Annotated in this window: 16 protein-coding genes; 5 read left to right on the forward strand and 11 right to left on the reverse strand. The window is 74.0% G+C overall.

From position 1 onward, the window contains the following. Positions 1 to 25: 25 nt before the first annotated feature. The 4 genes from MRQ36_RS31685 to MRQ36_RS31700 all read right to left on the reverse strand — a co-directional run bounded on the left by MRQ36_RS31685 (position 26) and on the right by MRQ36_RS31700 (position 4818). Positions 26 to 1813 (reverse strand): extracellular solute-binding protein, encoded by a 1788-nt coding sequence (locus tag MRQ36_RS31685; RefSeq protein ID WP_242800425.1) that lies wholly within the window; start codon positions 1811 to 1813, stop codon positions 26 to 28. Between the two features lie 300 nt (positions 1814 to 2113). After that, positions 2114 to 3085, reverse strand: a complete 972-nt coding sequence (locus tag MRQ36_RS31690; RefSeq protein ID WP_242800428.1) for a serine/threonine-protein kinase — start codon at positions 3083 to 3085, stop codon at positions 2114 to 2116. A gap of 117 nt (positions 3086 to 3202) precedes the next feature. Continuing rightward, positions 3203 to 4087: a peptidylprolyl isomerase gene (locus MRQ36_RS31695; RefSeq protein WP_242800430.1), complete on the reverse strand. Its 885-nt coding sequence runs from the start codon at positions 4085 to 4087 to the stop codon at positions 3203 to 3205. Positions 4088 to 4200: 113 nt separating this feature from the next. Then, the gene (locus tag MRQ36_RS31700) at positions 4201 to 4818 is read right to left on the reverse strand and encodes a class I SAM-dependent methyltransferase (RefSeq protein WP_242800432.1); all 618 of its coding nucleotides are present in this window, start codon (positions 4816 to 4818) and stop codon (positions 4201 to 4203) included. 115 nt (positions 4819 to 4933) lie between these two features. Between MRQ36_RS31700 and MRQ36_RS31705 the strand changes: the two genes are divergently transcribed. After that, positions 4934 to 6331 (forward strand): FAD-binding oxidoreductase, encoded by a 1398-nt coding sequence (locus tag MRQ36_RS31705; RefSeq protein ID WP_242800434.1) that lies wholly within the window; start codon positions 4934 to 4936, stop codon positions 6329 to 6331. On the opposite strand, the gene MRQ36_RS31710 is transcribed toward MRQ36_RS31705, so the two are convergent. The 4 genes from MRQ36_RS31710 to MRQ36_RS31725 all read right to left on the reverse strand — a co-directional run bounded on the left by MRQ36_RS31710 (position 6328) and on the right by MRQ36_RS31725 (position 10679). Then, positions 6328 to 7380: a histidinol-phosphate transaminase gene (locus tag MRQ36_RS31710; protein WP_242800436.1), complete on the reverse strand. Its 1053-nt coding sequence runs from the start codon at positions 7378 to 7380 to the stop codon at positions 6328 to 6330. The two genes, MRQ36_RS31705 and MRQ36_RS31710, sit on opposite strands and share 4 nt — an antisense overlap. Next, the gene (locus MRQ36_RS31715; protein ID WP_242800438.1) at positions 7377 to 8663 is read right to left on the reverse strand and encodes an ATP-grasp domain-containing protein; all 1287 of its coding nucleotides are present in this window, start codon (positions 8661 to 8663) and stop codon (positions 7377 to 7379) included. The genes MRQ36_RS31710 and MRQ36_RS31715 overlap by 4 nt, the downstream gene beginning before the upstream one ends. Next, positions 8660 to 9553 (reverse strand): TauD/TfdA family dioxygenase, encoded by an 894-nt coding sequence (locus MRQ36_RS31720; protein ID WP_242800440.1) that lies wholly within the window; start codon positions 9551 to 9553, stop codon positions 8660 to 8662. The genes MRQ36_RS31715 and MRQ36_RS31720 overlap by 4 nt, the downstream gene beginning before the upstream one ends. 256 nt (positions 9554 to 9809) lie before the next feature. Beyond that, entirely contained in the window at positions 9810 to 10679 is an 870-nt protein-coding gene (locus tag MRQ36_RS31725; protein ID WP_242801506.1) for a LysR family transcriptional regulator, read from the reverse strand. A 172-nt stretch (positions 10680 to 10851) separates the two neighbouring features. Between MRQ36_RS31725 and MRQ36_RS31730 the strand changes: the two genes are divergently transcribed. The 4 genes from MRQ36_RS31730 to MRQ36_RS31745 are packed head-to-tail and all read left to right on the forward strand — an operon-like array spanning position 10852 to position 14813. Further along, entirely contained in the window at positions 10852 to 12102 is a 1251-nt protein-coding gene (locus MRQ36_RS31730) for an ATP-grasp domain-containing protein (RefSeq protein WP_242800442.1), read from the forward strand. Then, positions 12099 to 13346 (forward strand): MFS transporter, encoded by a 1248-nt coding sequence (locus MRQ36_RS31735; RefSeq protein ID WP_242800444.1) that lies wholly within the window; start codon positions 12099 to 12101, stop codon positions 13344 to 13346. The genes MRQ36_RS31730 and MRQ36_RS31735 overlap by 4 nt, the downstream gene beginning before the upstream one ends. Further along, positions 13343 to 14506 (forward strand): aminotransferase class V-fold PLP-dependent enzyme, encoded by a 1164-nt coding sequence (locus tag MRQ36_RS31740; protein ID WP_242800446.1) that lies wholly within the window; start codon positions 13343 to 13345, stop codon positions 14504 to 14506. The genes MRQ36_RS31735 and MRQ36_RS31740 overlap by 4 nt, the downstream gene beginning before the upstream one ends. Positions 14507 to 14534: 28 nt before the next feature. Continuing rightward, positions 14535 to 14813, forward strand: a complete 279-nt coding sequence (locus tag MRQ36_RS31745) for a helix-turn-helix transcriptional regulator (protein WP_242800448.1) — start codon at positions 14535 to 14537, stop codon at positions 14811 to 14813. Positions 14814 to 14826: 13 nt separating this feature from the next. On the opposite strand, the gene MRQ36_RS31750 is transcribed toward MRQ36_RS31745, so the two are convergent. Genes MRQ36_RS31750 through MRQ36_RS31760 form a run of 3 tightly spaced genes read right to left on the reverse strand, consistent with a single transcriptional unit; the run spans position 14827 to position 22357 of the window. Next, positions 14827 to 15012, reverse strand: coding sequence for a ferredoxin (locus MRQ36_RS31750; RefSeq protein WP_242800450.1), 186 nt, complete (start codon positions 15010 to 15012; stop codon positions 14827 to 14829). A gap of 41 nt (positions 15013 to 15053) precedes the next feature. Next, complete coding sequence (locus tag MRQ36_RS31755; RefSeq protein ID WP_242800452.1) at positions 15054 to 16283, reverse strand: cytochrome P450; 1230 nt, start codon at positions 16281 to 16283, stop codon at positions 15054 to 15056. Further along, positions 16280 to 22357 carry a non-ribosomal peptide synthetase gene (locus tag MRQ36_RS31760; protein WP_242800455.1) on the reverse strand — a complete coding sequence of 2026 codons (6078 nt, stop codon included), beginning with the start codon at positions 22355 to 22357 and terminating at the stop codon, positions 16280 to 16282. Before MRQ36_RS31760 ends, MRQ36_RS31755 begins: the two co-directional genes overlap by 4 nt. Between the last annotated feature and the right edge of the window lie 10 nt (positions 22358 to 22367).

A 22367-nucleotide genomic window follows, 5' to 3' on the forward strand; every position in this document is an offset into this window, starting at 1 on the left:
GTGCCGCCCCGTACGGCGGCGTGGCTCAGAAGCTGCTGACCAGCTTCACGAACGCCTCGTCGACCATCGCGGGATCGGTGGCGTCGAACGCCTTCCCCGACGACGCCTTGGCGATCCGGTCCAGGGTGGCGAAGTCCGAGTCCCGGTCGAAGGCGATGCAGAACACCTTCACCGGCCGCTGCGGGTCCAGGGTCACCTCGGCGAGCAACCTGGCCAGGTCGTTGTCCCGGCTGTACTCGTTCCGGCCGTCGGTCAGCACCACGACGGCGTTGATCCGCTGCGGGTCGTACCGGTCGAGCAGCTCCCGGTGGGCGGCCCGGACCGTCGCGTAGAGCGCGGTGCTCCCCTCGACGTGCAGGCCGGCGATCTTGCTGGTGATCCGCTTCTGGTCGAACTCGCCGAGCCGGACCTCCTCGCGGTAGGGGCTCTTCGGCCGCTGCGGGGTCTCCGACGAGAACGACCAGAGCCCGACCCGGTCCTCCGCGTTGAGCAGCGCGAGCCCCTTGCCCGCCGCCGCGGCGGCGACCTGGAAGCGGGTACGGTTGCCGACCGCCGCCTGCATCGAACCCGAGGTGTCGAGGGCGATCAGGATGTTGGCCTTCTTGCGCAGCGTGCGCCAGCCGTCGAGCATCGCCTCGACGACCTGCGGGTCCGGTGGCTCGAAGTAGCTCAGCCCACCGCTGGGCTCGGCGCCGACGCTGGCGAGGAGCTCCGGCGAGGCCCGGCGCTCGTGGTCGCGGAAGCCGAGGCGGGCGAAGCTCTTTTGCTGGGCGTCCGCGGTGAGGAAGGCCAGGAAGTCGGCCGCTGCCGCCCGCTGCCGCTCGTCGGCGGAGGGCAGCACCACATACGGGTGGTCGAGGTTGAACGTCCCCTCCTTGGGGTGGACGGCGACCAGCGGGACGTGCGGGCGGCGACCCCGCTCCTGGCCGTCCCCGCGCGGGCTCAGTCCGCCGGTGTTGTAGAGGTCGACGAGCTCCTCCTGCAGGACGATGGCGCTCATGTCGTCCGGCTTGCCGCCACCGCCGGCCAGGTCGGCCTCGGCGAGGTTGCGCAGCAGGTCCACCGAGTCGTCGCTGTAGTGCGACACGTTGGCCTCGATCCGGCGGACGAACCGGGTGACCGCGGGGTCGGCCAGGTCGGCCCGGGTCAGGTCGCTGGAGCGCTGCACCGCGGCGTAGTAGGTGGCGATGGTCGCCGCCAGGCCGGAGGTGGACATGTTCGGGTTGTCCTTGCCGAAGGTGAACCGGCCCCACTCCGGCTTGCCGAAGCTCGCCCACCCGTCCCGTCCGGAGAGGCCCAGGATCTCTCCCCAGCCCAGCGGTCCACGCCGGCGCAGCAGCTCGGCCCGGGGTTGCGGCATCGCGATCACCAGCGGACTGTTGGCGATCGACGGGTAGCGGTCCGGGGTCTGTGGCGCCCGGCCGGCGGCCTGGTCGAGCAGGCGGAGCTGACCGGTCCACAGGCTCGACGTCGGCAACCAGACCTGCGGCTGCGGCAACCCGGTGCGGCTCCAGCCGGTGGCCAGCGCCTCGGTGGCCTTGCCCGAGGTCAACGCGCTGACGTGCACCCGGGCGCAGCTGCCCGCGACGGAGCGGCCGCTGCGGTCGTACCGCTCGGCCAGCTCGACCAGCAGGGCGGCCTTCTCCGTCGAGGAGTTGACCTCGAGGTCGATGGTGCACCCCGCACGGGTCCGGCCGGCGTCCGCGTCGCGCTGCCGGACGAACCCGAACGCCCCGGCGATGACCAGCAGCCCGGCGGAGACGGCAGCGGTGTACGGCAACCACTGCCGGGTACGCGGCGAGCGTCGGGTCATCGGGGCGTCCTCCTCGGCGGTCGACTGACGGCAGTCAACCTATCGGTCGGGCGCCACTCGGCGACGCCGGGCGCACCGCGCGCTCAGGCGCGTTCGGACGGCCCGCCGACGGCGGTGGCGACCAGCAGCCGGACCAGGTAGACGACCACGAAGGTGACGGCGCCGGTGGCGGCGGCCGGTCCCGCCGCGCTGGAGGCCACGTAGCCGGCGGCGGCCCCGACGGAGCCGAGGAAGAGCGCGACCGAGATGCCCCCGGCGTCGAGGGTCTCGTCGCGCAGGCGCCGCGCCCAGCCGTCCGGCTCACCGGTCGGCTCCGCAGGCGGCCCCTGCGTCGCCGGCGCCAGGCGATACCTGGGCCGGCAGCGCAGCGGTCCGGCTCGGTGCGGCGAGGGTCAGCGCCGGTGCGGCAGGCCGGGGCAGCGGGTGGTTCGGTGTGGGCGCGCCGGCGGTCTCGTCACCGACCGCGAGCACGGTGTCGGGGCGCAGCGGGCCGGTGACCCGGTCGTCCTGCCGGAGCAGCCGTACCAGCACCTGCTCGGCCTCCGGCCGGTCCGCCGGCTCCTTGGCCAGGCACTGCCGGATCAGGGCGTCCAGACCCGGGGGAAGCGCGGGCAGGTCGGGCGGTTCGTGGAGCACCCGGTGCATCACCGCGAAGAGCGAGTCGTTGCCGAACGGCGGCCGGCCGCCGGCGGCGAAGGCGATCGTGGCGGCCCACGCGAACACGTCGCAGGGTGGACCGACGCCGTCGTTGCGGAACCGCTCGGGCGCCATGTACGCGGTGGTCCCCATGACCTGGCTGGACGCGGTCTCGGTGATGCCCAGGGCGCGAGCGATGCCGAAGTCGATCACCCGCGGCCCGTCCTGGCCCAGCACCACGTTGTCCGGCTTCAGGTCGCAGTGCACCACGTCGGAGCGGTGGATCGCGGCGAGCGCGGTGGCGGTGCCGACCGCGAGCCGGTGCAGCGCGTTGCCGACGACCGGGCCGTGCTCGCGGACGTGCCGGTGCAGGGTGGGCCCCGGGATGAACTCGCTGACCACGTAGGGCCGCTCCCCGTCCACCTCGGCGAAGAGCACCTGGGCGGTGCAGAACGGCGCGACCCGGCGGGCCGCGGCGATCTCCTTCATGAACTGCGAGCGCGCCCGGGGATCGCTCAGGTCGATGTTGATCATCTTGACGGCGACCCGGTCGCCCGTGTCGTCCTCGCCGAGATAGACGACCCCCTGCCCACCCGCACCCAGCCGGCCGAGCAGCCGGTACGGGCCGGCCGTCACCGGATCGTGCGTCCACAGTGGTGCCAAACCTGGCACAGGCACGCCGGCCTGTCCTGACATGCCGACTCCATCAGGTCGTGTCCCGGCCACCCGGCGGGCCGGACACCGGCCATCGTGTCATGCTCCCGCCGCCGCATCGAGGACCAGGCGAGCACTCCCCGACGCAGCCGGTCGGCGGATCCGCACCCCGGCGTCCGGCCGGCGGACCGCACCCGGCGGGACGGCGACCCGCCCCGCCGGGTGGGGCTCCAGCGGCCCGGTGGCCCGGCAGATCTCCACCGGCAGAGCCGGCACGCCGTCGACCGGGGCCGGGTCGTCCGGCGTGGCGGCGATCCCGCCGGCCGCGATCCGGTCCAGGGTGGCCAGCCCGGCCTCGTCGATCGTGCCGAACACGGTGTAGTTGGGGCGCAGTGCCGAGTCCGACTGGACCAGGAAGAACTGGCTGCCGTTGGTGTCCGGGCCGGCGTTCGCCATCGCCAGGGTGCCGCGGGCGTAGAGCCGGCGCACCCCGGTCGGGTCGGTGGGCGCGGGCGGCAGGTCGGTGGGGAGTTCGTCGGCGTACCGGTAGCCCGGACCGCCCTCGCCGGTTCCGGACGGGTCGCCGCACTGCAGCACCTTCAACGTGGGGTACGCGGTGAGCCGGTGGCACGGCGTCCGGTCGTAGAACCTGTGCCGGGCCAGGTGCAGGAAGCTCTGCACCGTGCACGGGGCCTGTTCCCGGTCGAGGGTCAGCCCGATCGGGCCCTGGCTCGTCCGCAGCGTGACCCGGACGGTGCCGTGGTCGGGCGTCCGCCGGGAGTCCGGCGGCAGCGGCACCGGCCGGGCCGCGGGCTCGTCCGGCGTCGGCGTGTACGCGCACGGCCCCGGGTGGGCTCCGGCGCGGCAGCCGGCGCGGCGGTCGCGGCAGCCACCGACGGCGACCAGCGCGGCGGAGACCACCGCCACGCCCGCGAGGCGGTACGCCAGCGGCGCGACGGCGTGCGGTCGGGTTTCGCTCGACACGTGGGTCCTCCCTGGACTTGTGGTACCAGAAAGACCGGAGTCTATGGACCCGGTGCCGCGATGTCGATGACCGTCACCGGGCGGACCGGCGGGGCGTACCGCCGCCGGAGCCGTCAGGCGGGTCTGCGGGCGGCGAGACGCTCGATCACCCCCCGGGCGAAGCGCTCCTGCCGCTCGACGCGCAACCCCACCGCCTCCACCTGGTGCAGGGGACGCCGGCGGAAATGCTCCCCCGCCGTCGGCACGCTGACCAGCTCGATGAGGCGCTGGAGCGCGCGTACCGGGCGGGTGGCGCCGACGACGTGGTCGACCAGGAGCAGCAGGCCGCCGGGGCGCAGCACCCGGGCCATCTCTGCGACGGCCCGTCGCTCGTCCGGGATCGCGCAGAGCGAGAGGGTGCACACGACGGTGTCGAAGGTGCCGTCGGGGAAGTCCAGCCGGTGTGCAGTGCCCAGCCGCAGGTCGACCTCCCGGCCCAGGTCGGCGGCCCGCCGCCGGGCGATCGCCAGCATGTTCGGGCTCAGCTCCACGCCGGTGAGCCGGACGTCGCGGGGATAGTGGGGCAGGTTCCGTCCGGTGCCGATGGCGACCTCCAGGGTGTCGCCGTGCGCTTGCTCGCCCACCCACTGCCGGCTGTCCCGGAGGAACCGCCGCTCGAGGACGCTCATCTGCCGGTCGTAGCCGGCGGCGTGCCGGTCCCACACCCGGCGCTGCTTCTCGTCGGCGCTCATGACAGCGAAGATATGCCAGCCGCACCACCGCTGACCGGCCGATCCGTGGGCGTCGGGCGGCCGGGGCGGCGCGCGGCGGGGTCGCGAACCGTCCCGGTCGTACTAGAGTGACCCGATGGCAGCGAAGATCGTGGATGTTCTCCGGGCCGAGCTCGGCGACGCCGCCGTGCTGACCGACCCGGCGGGCACCCGGCCGTACGCCCGGGACATGATGCCCCTGGCCCCCTCGGGCACACCGGTGGCGGTCGTGTTCCCGCGCACCGTCGCCCAGGTGCAGACCTGTGTCCGGCGGTGCGCCGAGGCGGGGGTGCCGATCGTGCCCCGGGGGGCGGGCAGCGGGCTGACCGGCGCCGCGAACGCCGTCGACGGGTGCGTCGTGCTGGTCACCACGAAACTCGACGAGATCGTCGAGGTCGACCCGGACAACCGGCTGGCCGTGGTGCAGGCGGGCGTGGTCAACAAGGACCTGCGGACCGCCGCCGCCGCGCACGGGCTGTTCTATCCCCCCGACCCGTCGAGCTTCGAGTGGTGCACGATCGGCGGCAACCTGGCCACCAACGCGGGCGGGCTGTGCTGCGTGAAGTACGGGGTGACCGCCGACCACGTGCTCGGCGTGCAGGTCGTGCTCGCCGACGGTGAGCTGCTGCGCACCGGCCGCCGCACCGTGAAGGGGGTGGCCGGCTACGACCTCACCCGGCTCTTCGTCGGCAGCGAGGGCACCCTCGGCATCATCACCGAGGCGACGGTGACGCTGCGCCCGCTGCCGCAGGCGCCCGGCACGCTGGTCGCCGCCTTCGACTCCACCCAGGCGGCCGGCGAGGCGGTCATCGGCGTGGTCAAGGCCGGCGTGGTCCCGTCCCTGATGGAGATCATGGACGCCATCTCGATCCGGGCCGTGGAGGCGTACCTGCGGTGCGCGGTCGGCACCCCCGGCTGCCAGGCGTTGCTGCTCTGCCAGTCCGACTCCGGCGGCGCCCCCGCCGAGCGGGAACTGGCGGCCATCGCACGGATCTGCGCGGACGCCGGTGCCACGGCCACCCAGACGACCGTCGACCCGGCCGAGGGCAACCTGCTCCTGCAGGCCCGCCGGGTGTCGCTGACGGCCCTCGAACAGCAGGGGCACTGTCTCACCGAGGACGTGGCCGTGCCGCGTACCCGGATCGCCGACCTGATCAGCGGCTGCGCCCGGATCGGCGCGGAGGTCGCGCTGCCGGTGGCGGTCGTCGGACACGCCGCCGACGGCAACATGCACCCCACCATCCTGTTCGACCCGTCGGTGCCCGGCGAGTCCGACCGGGCCCGACACGCGTTCGACCGGATCCTGGAACTCGGCCTGGCGCTCGGCGGCACCATCACCGGAGAGCACGGCGTGGGGCGGATCAAGCGCGAATGGCTGGCGCGCGAGGTCGGCCCGGTCGGCGTACGGGTGCACCACCGGGTCAAGCAGGCCTTCGACCCGGACGGGCTGTTCAACCCCGGTGCGATGCTGCTGCCGAGGCCGTCGGCGGACTAGGGTGCGAAGCCCTCGGTGGCCCGCAGGAAGGCGTCGTTCTCCGCCGGCGCGCCGATGGTGACCCGGGCGCCGTCGCCCGGGAACACCCGCAGGAGCACGTTGCGCGCCGCGCAGTGCTCGCCGAACGCCACCGCCCGGGCCCCCAACGGCAGCCACAGGAAGTTCGCCTGGGACGGCACGGGTGAGTGGCCCCGGCGCAGCAGGGCCGCCGCAACCCGGTCCCGCTCCCCCACCGTCGCCCGGCACCGGCGGCGCAGCTCGTCCTCGACGTCCAACGCCGCCAGCGCCGCCGCCTCGGCCAGCCGACTGACCGCGAAGGGTACGCCGACCGCGCGGACCGCCGCCGCCACCTCGGGCGCCGCCACGCAGTAGCCGATCCGCACCCCGGCCAGCCGGTACGCCTTGGAGAACGTCCGCAGCACCGCCACGTTGTCCCGGGTCGCCGCGAGGTCCAGCCCGTCCGGCACGTCCGGGTCGGTGACGAATTCCCGGTACGCCTCGTCGAGGACGACCAGGACGTCGCCCGGCACCTCGGCCAGGAACTCCCGCAGCGCGGCCCGGGTGACGGTGGTGCCGGTCGGGTTGTTCGGGTTGCAGACGAAGACGGCGCGGGTCGCCGGGGTGATCGCCCGGAGCATGGCGGGCAGGTCGTGGCGCTGCCCGCCGTCCAGCGGGACCGCGACCGGCACGGCCCCGACGATCCGGGCCATCACCGGGTACGCCTCGAACGACCGCCACGGGTGGACCACCTCGGCACCCGGACCGCAGACCACCTGGAGCAGCTGCTGGCACAGGCTCACCGAGCCGCACCCGACCGCGACGCGCGCCGGGTCCACGTCCAGCCCCCGGGACAGCCGTCCGACCAGCTCCCCGGAGGTCCAGTCCGGGTACCGGTGCAGCGTGGCGGCTGCCCTGGTCACCGCGGCGACGACCGGGTCGGGTGGCGCGGCCGGGGACTCGTTGCTGTTGAGCAGGACCGCGCCGGGCGGCTGCCGCGGGATGACGTACGGCGGCAGCGCGGCCAGCTCGGCGCGGACGGCGACGCTCACCGCGACCCCACCGGTCGGGCCGGGTCGGCGAGCCGGTACACCCGGTCGGAGAGCGCGACGACCCGCCGGTGGTCGGCGAGCACCTCGGCCAGGCTGTCGCCGGCGAAGTGGACGCGCAGGGTGCTGGTGATCAGGTCGACGGTGGGCCGGATCGGGTCCCCCGGACCGAGCCGGGGGGTGACCAGGCGGACCGTCGGCAGCGCCGCGATCGTCGCCACGACGTCCTCGTCGACGGCCTCCACCCGGCCGGACACGCTGGTCGCGGCATTGTGCACCAGGGCCGCGCGAAGCGGGCGGTAGACGGTGCCGCCGTACCGCCGGACGAAGTCGTCGGGCCGGGCGTAGGCGAGCGCGGTGAGGTCGGCCTGGTTGGCGCCGAGGCACAGGTCGTGGAAGCCCGGGTCCATGTTGCCGTTGAGCCGGGCGCCGATCTCCACCAGGGCGGGCCCCTGCGCGGTCAGCATCACCTCGGCGTGCGCGGCACCGTGCCGGATGTCCAGCGCGGCGAGCACCCGGTCCACGTACGCGATCAACTCCGGCACCGGCGCCTCGTCCGGGTCCACCAGGATGTCCTTGTCGTAGAGCCGCCGGCCGCCGCGCAGCGGCTTGTCGTAGCGCCAGACCCCGCAGACGTGTCGGGCCCCGTCCCGCAGCACCACGTCCACGACGTACTCGGTGCCGTCGAGATAGGACTGCATCAGCACCTCGGTGTTGGGCTCCGCGAAGAGGTCGGTGGTGCCGAGGATCCGGTCGGCGGCGGCCCGGACCTCCGCGGCGGTCCGGCAGACGGTGACGCCGTCGCTCGACGCCGACCGCAGCGGTTTCACCACGTACGGGAAGCAGCCGTCGGCGGTGGCCGACGCGGCGAGCGCGGGGCCGTCGGTGGCCTTCCACTGCCGGGCGCAGTGCAGGCCGGCCGCCCGCACGGTCTCGATCATCCGGAACTTGTCGCGGCGGGCGGCGGAGTGCCGGGTGCCGTTGCCGGGCAGCCGGAGCCGCTCGGCGAGCTCGTCGGCGAGCGGCACGCCGGTCTCCTGCCCGGCCACCACCCCGGCGACGCCGCGCTCGGCGAGCCGCGCGACGGTGCGCCGGGTCCCGTCGTGCACCAGGGTCCCGACGTACGGGCGCAGGTCGGGAACGGGCACGCAGGCCAGCCACGCCGGGGTGCTGCGGACGTGCAGGACGGCCGCGCCGGCCCGGTCGAACGCCGGGGGCAGGAACCGTCCCGCGGAATATCCGTCCACGACGGCGAAGAGCCCGGTGCCGGGCGACGGAACGCTCACGAGGCGGGTCCGCCGGAGCGGGCGGCACCGGCGGCAGGGACACGCCGGGGTCCGTCGGCGCCGACGGCGATGCTGACCCGGTGCACGGTGCGCGGCACCCCCGGCGCCACCTCGGTGGCGACGTGGTAGGTCGTCGCGGTCCGCCAGATCAGCAGGTCGGCGGGGGTCCACCGGTGGACGTACACGTGCTCGGGGTCCTGCACGAGCGCGTCGACGAGGTCGAAGAAGGCGGCGTTCTGGTTGGCGTCCAACCCGACGACGCAGTCCATGTACTCGCGGGAGGCGTACAGGTAGCGGCGACCGGTGTCCGGATCGACCTGCACCACCGGGTGTTCCACCGCCGGGTACTGCGCCGCGACGAGGGCCTTCATCTCGGCGATGGAGAGCCCGACGTGCTCCGGACCGATGCGCTGCTGCCGGGTGAGGGTGTGCCGGCCGATCCGGCCCTCGAGCAGGTCCTTCCACTCGTCGGGCAGCCGGTCGTAGACGTCGAAGGCGCTGGCGAAGTGGGTGTGCCCGCTGGTCGCGGGGACCCGCACGCCGTGCAGCATGGTGTACGGGGCGGGCTGCTGGGTGAACGACGAGTCCTGGTGCCAGAAGTTGCCGACCCGGGGGATGCCGACCGGCCGGTTCCGTCGGGTCTCGTTGGAGGAGACGAGGATCTGCGGGAAGTCCGGGTGCCGGAACTCGGCCAGCACGAAGGGCACCGGCTCGCCGAGCCGCGAGGCCAGCGCGAGCTGCTGCTCCGGGGTGAGGTCGAGGCCCCGGACGACGACCAGGTCGTGCCGGTGCAGGGCGACGACGAGTTCGTCGAACACGGCGTCGTCCCGGAGGTCCGGAAATGCCACGTCGGTGAATTCGACACCGATGAACGGCGTCAACTGTCTCATCTGCATTGCTGGCTCCGATGGTCGACGGGCGGCTTCACGGGCCCGATGTGACGCGGCAGCGCGACTGCGGTTCGACGACAACGGACATTGTCTGCGACGAATGCGGAACTGCTGTCCGGCGGTGGCCCGTCATGCCGGCCGGTGGTCCGACGAAGGAAGCTTTGCCCACACCCGGTGGACCTGTCAACGGCGCGTCCGATCCACGTCGGAGCGACCTCGGGTGGTACCGCGAACGAGGCCGGGGCCGCCGGCCCGGTCAGCGCAGCGGCAGGTTCATGGCCCGGATGTCGGCGACGATGTCGGCGACCACGGGCCGGTCGATCGGCCTGCGCCAGGCCAGCGCCGCGGTGCAGTACAGGTCCCCCGTCAACGGCACGATCACCACGCCCATGCGCGCGTAGTGCTGCTCGGTGCTGACCGAGAACAACGCGACGCCCGCGCCGGCGGCCACCAGTTCCAGGGTCTCCTCCACCGAGCCGGAGTCCACCGTGCCGAGCGGGACCACCCCGATGGCGCGGGGATGCCGGAAGGCGCTCCACGCCGGGTCGGGCGAGCGCGGGACCACCCAGTGCCGGTCGCCGAGTTCGTCCGGGCGCACCTCGTCCCGCCCGGCGAGCGGGTCGGCCACCGGCAGGGCCACCGCACGCCGGTCCGTGGTCACCACCACCTGGTCCACGTCGTCGCTGGTCAGCGGGGGCCAGACGATGGCGAGGTCGCTCCGGCCCGAAGCGAGCCCGCAGCTGGGGTCGTCGAAGTCGAACCGGCGCAGCTGCACCGGGCGGCCCAGGCGCTGCTGCGCCATCCGGACGATCTGCCCGGTCACCGACGAGGCGGCCTCGCCCATGAAGCCGAGGTGGAGCACGTCGGGTTCCGCGGGCGTCAGCGCCTCCGCCAGGTCGTCGGCGGCGCGTACGAGCCGTTCGGCCAGGCCCAGCACCCGCTGCCCCTGCTCGGTCAGGGAGACGCCGCCCAGTTCGCGGGCGAAGAGTTTCGTCCCGGCGTGCGTCTCCAGCCGGGCGACGGCTCCGCTCACGGTCGGCTGGCTCACGTCCAGCAGCCGCGCCGCCTCCCCGAAGGAACCCGCCCGCGCGACCGCCACGAAGGCGCGTACGGACTGCAACGTCATGACCACGGTGCGACGATAGCCGAAGGTTGACCCCATAGCGAGTTGCTATGAGCAGCCGACGTGCGGGCTGTGGAATATTCACGGCGGCGGTCTCACTTCGAACCGTGCACAAGGTAAGCCTGTCCGGCCGCGTTTCGGAACGCCGCCGGCAGCAAGTTGAGGGGATTCCTCGATGACACGTCCCACGGGTGTGCTGGTGGATGCCTACAGCACCGGCAATTACCTTCCTGCGGCATTTCAGCGTCGTGGTGTCGACGTCATTCACCTGCAGAGCACCCCGGAGCTCATGCCCAGCATGCTGCCCCCCGCCCGGGACAGTTACCGCGACTTCCTCGTCTTCGACAACGAGACGACGGCGGTGAAGGAACTGGAGAAGGTCGCGCCGCTGTTCGTGCTCGCGGGCCAGGAGCCGGGCGTGCCGCTCGCCGACCGCCTCAGCGAACTGCTCGGCCTGCGCAGCAACGGATCGGCGCTGTCGACCGCCCGCCGCGACAAGCACGAGATGATCGAGGTGGTCCGGGCCGCCGGGCTGGCCGCCGCCGCCCAGACGCTCACCGACGACGTGGAGACGGCCCTCGCCTGGGCGAACGCCGGCGGTCACTGGCCGTGCGTGGCCAAGCCCCTCTCCTCCGCCTCCACCGACGGCGTCTTCGTCTGCCGCGACGAGGCCGACCTGCGCCGGGCGTTCCCCGCGATCATCGGGTCGAAGGACATCTTCGACATCACCAACCAGCAGGTGCTGGTGCAGAGCTACCTCGAAGGCACCGAATACATCGTCGACACGGTGAGCGCGGACGGCCACGCGTACGTCTGCGGGGTCTGGCGCTACGACAAGCAGCTGCTGCCCAACGGCAAGCCCATCTACAACCGGGACGTGCTGATGGACGCCGACGACCCGGTGTGCGGGCCGCTGATCGCCTACACCAAGCAGGTGCTCGACGCGCTGGGCGTCCGGAACGGGCCGGCGCACTCCGAGGTGATCGTGGGCCCGAACGGGCCGACGGTCGTGGAGGTCGGCGCCCGGCTCAACGGCAACATGCACCCCGGCTTCCACGACATCTGCCTCGGCACCAACCAGGCGGACCTGATCGCGCTGGCCTACACCGACACCGACCGCTTCCTGGCCGAGTACGGCGACCGGGTCTACCAGCGGCGTCAGCCTGCCCTGGTGTTCAACACGCCCACCGAGCGCTCCGGCCGGATCGTCGCGATCGACGAGGACGCGGTACGCCGGATCCGGGAGCTGCCGTCGGTGGTGGAGCTGACCGTCAAGCGCGCGCCGGGGCAGGTCATCGTCCCCACGAAGGACCTGCTGACCAGCCCGCTGCGCGTCTTCATGACCGCGACCGACGAGGCGTCCCTCGAACGTGACTACCGTGCTGTCGACGACATCCGGGAGTCCGTGTACGTACTCGACGCATGAGGCCGACGCTCCGGGAGAACCTGGCGACGCTCCGGCCCATCCGCGGTCTGCTGGTCTCCATCGCGGTGGCCCGCAGCTCGGTGATGCTGTTCCCGTTCTACGGCGCCTACCTGGCGGTGACCCGCGAAGGGCTGCGCCCGGCGGCCATCGGCCTGGTGATCGGTGCCTTCGGTGTCGGCGCCCTGCTGGCCGACGTGACCGTCAGCCAGTTGACCCGACGGATGCCGGAGCGCCGGGTCGCCGTGCTCGGCATGCTCGGCGTCGCGCTCTGCGTCCTCGTGGTGGCCGTGGTGCCGGGCCTGTGGCCGTTGGTCGCGGCGACGGCCGCCTGGGGTTTCTGCTACGAGCTGATCAACCCGGTGTCGTACACGATGGTGGCGAACACCATGCCGGACAGCCAGCGGCGGTTCGCCTTCGCCGCGGTGCGGCTGGCGGTCAACGTGGGCATGGGCATCGGACCGGTGATCGCGGGCCTGCTGTTCAAGGTGTCGCCGGGCCTGCTCGTCTGGGGCACCGCGGTCGGCTACCTGGTGGCGGCCGGGGTGCTGGCCCGGTCCCGGCTCACCGACGACCGGCGGGAGGCGACCGCCCCGGCGGCCGCCGACCCCGCCGGGGACGGGCCGGCCGCCGACCGGAGCGGCAGCGAGCTGCGCTTCTGGTCGTTCTTCGCGTCGATCATGCCGATCCATCTCGCCTATGCGCTGCCGCCCACCGTGGTCAGCGCGTACGTCATCCAGAAGCTGCACGGCCCGCCGGTGTGGGTGAGCGCGATCTTCGCGACGAATGCGTTGATGGTCATCACCTGCGAGATCAGCCTCAACCACCTGATGAACCACTGGCGGCGCCGCACCACCCTGCTGACCGGGTACGCGTGCGCCATCATCGGCTTCGGCCTGATGGGACTCGGCGCGAACCCGTGGCTGCTGTTGCTGGGCACCGCCTGGTGGACCCTCGGCGAGATGATCGTCTTCCCGGCCATGATGGACCACGTCAGTGCCGTCTCGCCGCCGGCGCTCAAGGCCCGCAACATCGGCTTCTACGCCGCCGGCGTGAACATCGGGGTGCTGGTCGCGCCGATGATGTTCCTCCCGCTGATCGCGGTCGTCGACGCCCGGGTCGCCTGGGCCGTGGTGGCCGGCGTCGTCGGACTCGGCATGATAGCGGTAGCCGCACTGAGCACCGTCCGGTACTTGTGGACCAGTGACGGTGCGGCGCCCGCCGCCGTCGCGGAGGTGAGTCGATGAGAGCCGTCCCGTCGCCGGCACGCGCGGAAGCCGTGCACTTCAACTACGCCGGAGCCGGTGTGCCGTCACCCGAGGTCCTCGACCGGATGCGGCACTACCTGGAACTCGAGACGTCGCTCGGCCCGTACGAGGCCGAGGCGGCACACGGCGAGGCCGTGGTGGCGGCGACCCGCGCCGCTCTCGCCGGCCTGCTCGGCGCCGAACCGTCCGGCGTCGCGCTCTTCGACAACGCGACCCGCGCCTGGACGACCCTGGTGGGGAACCTCCCGCTGCGCGCCGGCGACGAGGTCTGGGTCTCCGCGTACGACTACGTCGGCAACCTGTTCCACCTCGCCGAGCTGCGCCGACGGCTCGGCCTGCGGATCGTGGTCATGCCGTGCACGCCCCGCGGCGACGTCGACCTCGACTGGATCGCGGCGCACCTCACCGACGACGTGGCCCTCGTGTCGGTGTCCCACCTGCCGTCCTGCTGCGGCGTGGTGGTGGACGTGGCGGCGATCGGCGCGCTGCTGCGGGGTTCGCGCGCGCTGTTCGTGGTGGACGGCTGCCAGGCCGTCGGCAACGTCGAGGTGGACGTCACCGCCATCGGCGCCGACATCTACACCGGCGCCGGCCGCAAGTTCCTCCGCGGGCCCCGCGGCACCGGCTTCGCCCACGTCTCGGACCGCTACCTGGCCCTCGCCGCACCGGCCGTGCTGGACGTGCACGCCATGACCGTCTCACCGGCGCTCGACGCGAAGCCCCTCGTCGAGGACGCGACGAGCCTCGAACTCGCCGAGCGGAACATCGCGGTCTGGGCGGGGCTGGGGGTGGCCGTGGCGGAGGACCAGGCCCGCGACGCAACTGAGCGACGACAGACCGCCGAGCTCTTCGCCGACCTGGAACGCCAGGTCTGTGCCCTGCCCGGCCTCCGCCGGCTCGGCGAGGCCAGCCGGCGCTCGGGGACCGTCTCGGTCTGCAGCGACCGGCGGCCGGTCACCGAGCTCTATGCCCGACTGCGGGAGCGGGGCATCCGGACCTGGGTGGGCCACGGCGCGCACACGCCGCTGTTCGCTCCCGGACAGGGGGCCGACGAGTTCCTCCGGATCTCCATGGGCCGGGGCACCACCACGGCCGAGGTGGACCTACTGGTCCACGCCCTCACCGACCTGACCGAATGACGTGGCACATGAATCCCGGGGGACTTCCATGGTGCTGACCGAATACGCAGGGACCGCCGGAGCCGTCTTCCGCGACGCGGTGACCCGGACCCACCTGTTGACCGAGCGGGAGCTGGACGTGTTCTGCTCCCTGGGATGTGGGATGGCGAACGCGGAGATCGCCCGCCACCTCTCCATCACCGAACGCACCGTCAAGCATCACGTCACCGAGATCATGACGAAGTTGGGCGTGGACTCCCGGCTCAAGGTCGGCATCGTCGCCTGCATCGCGATGCTCAGCGCCGAACCGGCGGACGAGCGGAAGTAGGCCGCCGCGCCCGTCAGTCGTCCGTCAGCCCGATGGCCTCCACCGGGCACACGGCGCGCGCCTCCCGGGCCAGCGGCACCAGCTCGGGCGGGACGTCCTCGTCGATCGCGGTGGCGATGCCGTCCTCCGGGTCCTGGTCGAAGACCTCGGGGGCCGTCAACACACAGAGACCCGCGCCGACACACGCTCCGCTGTCCACCGTCACTCGCACCTTGCCCGACCTCCCTGGTCCCACGCCGGTCACCACGTCACCGGCAGCTCGTGGACGCCGTACACGGCCATGTCCGACTTGAACCGGACGTACGCCAGCGGGACCGCCAGCCGCAGCCCGGGGATCCGGCGGGCGACACCGGCATAGACCGACTCGAGTTCGACCCGGGCCAGCGCCTGCCCGATGCACTGGTGGTTGCCGTACCCGAAGGCGAGATGGTGGCGGGCCGGCGCGGTGACGGCGAGGTCGTCGCCCTGGGGGAAGTGCGCGCGGTCCCGGTTGGCCACGTCGATGGCGGCGATGACGCCCTCCCCCGCGCGGACCCGGTGGCCGTTCACGTCGACGTCCGCGACGGCGATCCGTCGGATCCCGCGCTGCACGACCGTCAGGTAGCGCAGCAGCTCGTCCGTCACGGCCGCCGCGGTCGACGGCCGCGGGTCCCGACGCAGGTGGGCGAACTGCTCAGGATGCCGGATCAGGGCCAGGACGCCGAGGGACATCATGTTCGCGGCGGTGTCGTGGCCCGCGGTCAGCACCAGCAACGCCATCGCCGCGAGCACCTCGGGGGTCATGGAACCGGTCCGTACGTGCCGCACGGTCAGCCGGCTGAGGAAGTCGTCCCGCGGCTGCCGGTCCCGCTCGTGGACGAGCGCCAAGAGATAGTCGAAGAGCTCCCGGCGGGCCGCGGTAGCCTCGGCCAGGGGCAGCCCCACCAGGCCCATCGTGGCGGTCCGGGTGCGGAAGAACTCCGCGTCCCGGTGCGGCACCCCGAGCAACTCGCAGATCACCCGCAGCGCGGTCGGCAGCGCCACCGTCGCCACGAAGTCCGCCGGGCGACCCGCCGCGAGCAGGTCGTCGAGATACCCGTCGACCGCGCGGGCGATCTGCGGCCGACGCGACTCACTGCGTCGGACGGTGAACTCCGGCATCAACATCCGCCGGGTGGCGGCGTGCTCGGCACCGTCCATCACCAGCAGGGTCGGGCCGACGTTGACCTCGGCGGCAGCCACCTGGCTGGACAGCGGGAAGCCGGGCCGGGCCTTGTCGGCGCTGAACCCCGGGTCGGAGAGCACCACCCGTACGTCGTCGTAGCGGGTGAAGAGCCACGGCCGGCTGCCGTCCCAGATGGTGACCCGCTGCGGCCCACCGTCGCCCAGCCGGCGGGCGGCCGGTGGCGGATCGAAGGGGCAGCCGCCCCGGCGCATCGGGTAGGTCTGCTCGTCCCGTGGCGCGCCCACCGCGGCGCTGGACTGGGTCATGGTGTTCCTCCCGGCTGGAGATGCCCGCTCCGGTGCAGGTACGACCAGCAGCGTTCGATGAGCTGCGGCCCGAAGGACGGCAGCGTGACGCCCCGGCGGTCCAGGTCCCGGACGGTGGCGGCGGTGTCGAGCCGGACCGCCCCGGGGTCGTCGGTGTCGGCGAGGTGGTGCAGGTACGGCAGCGCCGGCAGTTCGGTGCCGTCGGCCGCCGCCGCGCGTACCCGGTCCACCCAGACCCGCAGCGGCACCGGCTGCGACGTGGTGCCGGACATCCGGTCGTGGACGGCCATGAACGCGCCGATGTCGACGACGTCGGGGTGCTGGAGGTGCTGTACCGGCATCGGTGCGTCGTCCAGCACGCCGCTCACCACCGCGCGCGCGACCACGTCGACCGGCAGCAGTCGGGCCCGGGCCGCCGCACCGGTCGGATGGCAGCCCAACCGGGCGGCGGTGAGCAGCAGCCGGCAGAACATGTCGTCGACGTTCGTGGCACCGTGCGCGGTGTCACCGAAGACCCGACCCAGCCGGTACACCACGACGTCGGCACCCCGGGTGGCGGCACCGGCGACCAGCCGCTCGGCCACCCACTTGCTCGCGGCGTACCCGCGTCCGGGCGAGTGCCGTTCGTCGGCGACGGAGGTCCGTTCGTCGACGTGCCGTCCGTCGCCGTCGGCGAAGACGGCGGTCGTCGACAGGTGGTGCAGGCGCTTCGCGCGCCCGGTGCCGAGCAGCCGGACGAGTTCCGCGGTGCCGCGCACGTTGGCCGGCACCAGCGCCGAGTACGGCGACAGGTGGTGCACCCGGGCCCCGGCGTGCACGATCGCGTCGACCTCGGTGAGCGCCGCCCACCCGGCCGAGGTGACGCCCAGGCCGGGTGCCGCCAGGTCCCCGACGTCCACGGTGATCCGGGAGTCCGTGGCGTCGAGCGGCACCAGGTACCGGTCGGCCACCTCCTGCAACCGTCGCCTGCCGTCGGCGGCGGATGCCGCCCGGACCAGGCACCGCACCTCGCCGCGGGTGTGCGCGAGTAGGTCCGCGAGGACGAACACCCCGACCAGACCGGTGGCGCCGGTGAGCAGCACCGTGCGGGGTGGGGCGGCCGGACCGCGCCGGAAGGTCAGCGGTTCCGCCAGCGGCTCCGCCGTGACCGTCCGGCCGCCCGCCGCGCCGGTCCCGGCCGGTGGGTGCGCGACCCGGCGCAGCAGCGCGCCGACGGTCGGCTCGGCGAGGAAGTCGCGGATGTCGACGGCCACGCCGGTGACCTGCTCGACCCGGGACAGCAGCCGGATCAGGCGCAGCGAGTGTCCACCGGCGGCGAAGAAGTCGTCGCCGAGCGACCGTACCCCGGTGTGCAGCACCTCGCCCCAGACCGCGAGCACCGCACGCCCGGCGCGGGAGGTCACCGGCACCGGCGACGCCGGGGCCCCGTCGTCGGACCGGTGGTCGGCGGCGCGGCGGGCCAGTTCCCGGCGGTCGGTCTTGCCGTTGCCGTTCGTGGGGATCATCGGCACCGTCCGGAACGCCGCCGGCACCATGTAGCGGGGCAGCCGCCGGGTCAGGAAGGCGCGCAGCCGGTCGGGTGGGGCCGACCCGACGACGAACGCCACCAGCTCGGCGTCGTCGCCCGCACCGGAGAGCACCACGGCGGCCTCGGTGACGTCGGGATGCGTGGCGAGCGTCGCCTCGATCTCGCCGGGCTCGATCCGGAAGCCGCGCAGCTTCACCTGGTCGTCGAGGCGACCGAGGAAGTCGAGGCTGCCGTCGGGCAGCCGGCGCACCCGGTCGCCCGTGCGGTACCACCGCCGACCGCCGAGCGCGGGCAGCGCCCGGAACCGCGCCGCCGTCTCCACGGGGTCGTTCCAGTAGCCGACCGCCAGACCGGCGCCGCCGAGCCACAGCTCGCCGGGCACCCCGACGGCGGCGGGCTGACCGAACCGGTCGAGTACGACGGCCGACGTGCCGGGCAGCGGCCGGCCGATCGGCACCCGGGCGCGGTCGTCGTCCGCCACCGCCTCGTGGGTGGTGGCCAGGATCGCCGCCTCCGTCGGGCCGTACCCGTTGATCACGGTGGCGGTGGCACGGAAGTGGCGGGTGTCGGCGACGTCGGCCGGTTCGCCGGCCACCAGCAGGATCCGGACCGTGGGCAGCTCGGGCCGCGCCAACGCGCGCAGGAACGAGGGTACGCAGACCAGGACGGTGACGCCGTTGCGCGCCACGAACCGGGTGAACGCGGCCCGGTCGGTGCGGTGCCCGTCGGCGCAGTAGACCAGGGTGGCGCCGCAGAGCAGCGGCATGAACTGCTCGTACACGGCGACGTCGAAGCCGGGCGAGGTGGTCTGCAGCCACACGTCGTCGGGCCGGAACGGATGCCGTCGCAGGCTGCCCAGCAGGGTGTTGACCACCGCCGCGTGGGCGACGACCACCCCGCGCGGGCAACCGGTGCTGCCCGAGGTGTAGATGACGTACGCGGCCCGGGTGGCGTCGTCCGCGTGCGCGTCGACGGGGTCGACGGCCGGGCCGGCGAACTCCTGCAGCTGGTGGATGTCGGCGACCGGGAACGGGAGCGCCGCGGCGCCGAACAGTCGCTCGCTCAGGCCCTTGCCGGACACCAGCAGGGACACCTGCGCGTCGCCTGTCATCCCCAGCAGCCGGTCGGCCGGGTGCGCCGGGTCCAGCGGCACGTACGCGGCACCGGCCTTCAGCACGCCGAGCAGCGCGACCAGCAGCTCCGGTGACCGGTCCAGGCAGACCGCGACGTGCGCCCCGGGCAGCTGGCCGGCGGCGCGCAGTCCGGCGGCCACCCGGTCGCTGCGCTCGTCGAGCTCCCGGTAGGTCAGCGTCTCCTCGTCGCCCACCACCGCGATCCGGTCCGGCCACCTGGCGGCCCCGGCCCGCACCAGCGCGTGCAACGGACGGGCCGGTACCGCGACCTCGTCCTCCCCGGCCAGCAGTTCGTCCTCGACCGGCGCAGCCTCCTCGACCGGTGGCGCATCCCCGGCCGGTCCGGCGAGCGGGGCCTGCCGGAGCAGCCCGTCCGGGTGGGCGGTCAGCCACCGCAGCACGGTCGACAGCTGGTCGCCGAGCGCGCGGACGGTGTCGGCGCGGAAGAGGTCGGTGCTGAACTCGATCTCGACGGCGATCCGGTCACCGACCTCCCGGAAGGCGAAGGACAGGTCGAACTTGGCCGACCGGCGGGGCGGTGCCGGGACCTCGGTGACCGTGGCGCCGCCCAGCCGCAGGGTGCCGCTGGAGCGCTGCTGGTAGTTGACGACGGTCTGGAACAGCGGCGTGCCGGTGAGCCCGATCTCCCGCGCCACCGGGTGGACCGGTACGCCGTCGTGGCCGTACAGCTCCAGGCAGACCTCGCGGACGTGGCCCAGCAGGTCGGTGACCGTCGCGCCCGGCGCGGGAGCGATGCGGGCGAGGGCCAGGTCGACGAAGTAGCCGATCAGGTGTTCGGTGCCGGGGGTGCCGCGGCCGGCGAGGGGCACCCCGATGGCCAGGTCGTCCCGCTCGGCGTGCCGGGAGAGCACCAGGTGGACGGCGGCGAGCGCCAGCATGAACCGGCTCACCCCGTGCCGGCGGGCGGCACCCGCGACGGCGGCGGTCAGCTCCGCGTCGAGGTGGCGGCGGACCACGTCGCCGTGCCCGCTCGGCACCGCCGGCCTGGGCAGGTCGACGGGGAGTTCGTACGGCCCGGGATAGCCGGCGAACCGGCGGCGCAGCGCCCGGACGACGGCCTGGTGGCGCTCCGCCTGCCGACCGCGCGCGGCGCGGACGTGATCGGCGAACTGGAACTCCAACGCCGGCAGCGGGGCGTCCGGGTCGGCGTAGCGGGCCGCCAGCTCGTCGAAGAAGATCCCGGACGACCAGTCGTCGGCGACCACGTGGTGCAGGTTGACGTCCACCAGCCAGGCATCGTCGGCGAGCCGGAGCAGCTCGATCCGGACGAGTGGCTCCCCCGGCCCGACCCGGCGGCGGGCCGCGGCGTCGATCCGGGCCCGTGCCGTACGCCGGGCCTCCTCGAACGGCAGGTGCTGCAGGTCGGTCGTGATGACCGCCGGCCGGTGGTCGTCGCCGGTGACCTGCCACCACCCGTCGGCGTCGTGCTCCATCACGGTGCGCAGGGCCCGCTGCCGGTCGGCCAGCGTCGTCACGGCCCGCCGCAGGCCGGGCTCGTCGAGCACGCCGTGGACGGCGAAGGTGCGCCCGATGTTGTAGCGCCCCGCAGCGGCCACCCGGTCGTCGAACCAGACGCCCTCCTGACTCGGCGACAACCGCGCCCGGTGGCCCCCGCCGACCGCGACGCCGACCGGTCGCGGGCCGGTCGTCCCCGCCAGCCGCCGTGCCAGCTCCGCCAGGGTGCCGGCCGCGAGGAACTCGGCGAGGGACAGCGACACCCCCAACTCGCGGCGGATCGCGCCGATGATCTCCAGCGCCGCGAGCGAGTCACCGCCGAGCCCGAGGAAGCTGTCGTCGGCCCGGCGCACCGGCCGGCCCAGGGCCCGCTCCCAGATCGCGCCCAGCCGGCGCAGCGCCGAGGGCAGCTGCGCGGAGCCGGCGAGCGGGTCGGATCCGGTGGCGGCGAGTCGCCGCCGGTCGGTCTTGCCGTTGGCGGTACGGGGCAGCGCCTCGACGACGCTCACCGAAGAGGGGACCATGTGCGCGGGCAGCGCCGCCGCGAGCCCGGCTCGGACGCCGGCCTCGGTGACCCGGGCGCCCGCCGCCGGCACGACGAACGCGGTGAGTCGACCGGTCCGGCCGAGCACCACGGCCGCGTCCCGGATCTCCGGCCGGTCGCTGAGGGCGTGCTCGACCTCGCCCAGCTCCACCCGGTAGCCCCGGATCTTGACCTGGTCGTCCGCGCGGCCGAGGTATTCGAGGTTGCCGTCGGCGAGCAGCCGGACCCGGTCGCCGGTGCGGTAGACCCGCTGCCCGGGACATGTCGGGTGCGGCACGAAGCGGGCCGCGGTCTCGGCCGGACGGCCGAGGTAGCCGCGGGCCAGCCCGGGGCCCTGCACGCAGAGCTCCCCCACCTGTCCGGGCGGCACCGGGGCGAGCCGGTCGTCGACCACCAGCGGCGGCCCGCCGTGCAGCGGGGTGCCGATCGGCACCGAGGGCCACCCGGGGTCGTACCGGGTCATCGGGTGCCAGGTGGCGTAGACCGTCGCCTCGGTGGGGCCGTAGCCGTTGACGACCGTGCAGCCGGGAACCGTGTCGAGGATCGTCCGGACCGCCGGCACCGCCGCGCGGTCCCCGCCGGACACGAGCAGCCGGAGCCCGCGCAGGGCGTCGGCGTGCCGGTCCACGACCGACGGCAGCAGCGGCGCGGGCAGCCGGAGGACGGTGACCCGGTGCCGGGCCAGCAGGTCACCGAGCCGGTCCGGGTCCGCGCCGTGGCCGGGGGGCGGCAGGACGAGCGTGGCCCCGTTGAGCAGGGCTCCCCACATCTCGAACACGGACGGGTCCACGGTCAGCGGCGCGAGTTGGAGCAGGACGTCCCGCCGCCGGAGGCCGATCCGCTCGTGCCGCGCCAGCGCGACCACCGAGGCGTGCTCGACCAGCACCGCCTTGGGGCGGCCGGTGCTGCCGGAGGTGTACATGGCGTACGCGAGGGCGGTGCCGCCCGGGTCGGGGAGCCCGGCGGCACGGTCGACGCCGGGCGATCCGCCGTCGACGGCCCGGACGACGACTCCGGGCGGTACGAGCGACCGGATCCGCGCCTCGTCCCGTGCGCGCAGCAGGACGAGCCGTGCCCCGCTGTCGGCCAGCATCGTGGCCAGTCGCGCGTCCGGCAGCCCCGGATCGAGCGGCAGGTACGCCCCGCCGGCGCGCAGGACGCCGAGCAGGGCGGCGACGACGTCGGGGCCCACGGTCGCACAGACCGCGACCAGTTCCTCGGGGGCGATCCGGCCGGCCAGGTCACGGGCGACCCTGTGGGCGGTCGCGGCGAGCTCCCGGTAGGTGAGGCTCCCCTCGCCGTGGCGCAGCGCGACACTCTCCGGCGACGCGCGCAGGACCTGGTCGAACGCGGCCGGGATGCTCAGGGTCGTGCCGGTGTCCCCGGTCGGCATGGCACCCACC

Origin of the sequence: Micromonospora sp. R77 (assembly GCF_022747945.1) — a bacterium.
Taxonomy (GTDB): domain Bacteria; phylum Actinomycetota; class Actinomycetes; order Mycobacteriales; family Micromonosporaceae; genus Micromonospora.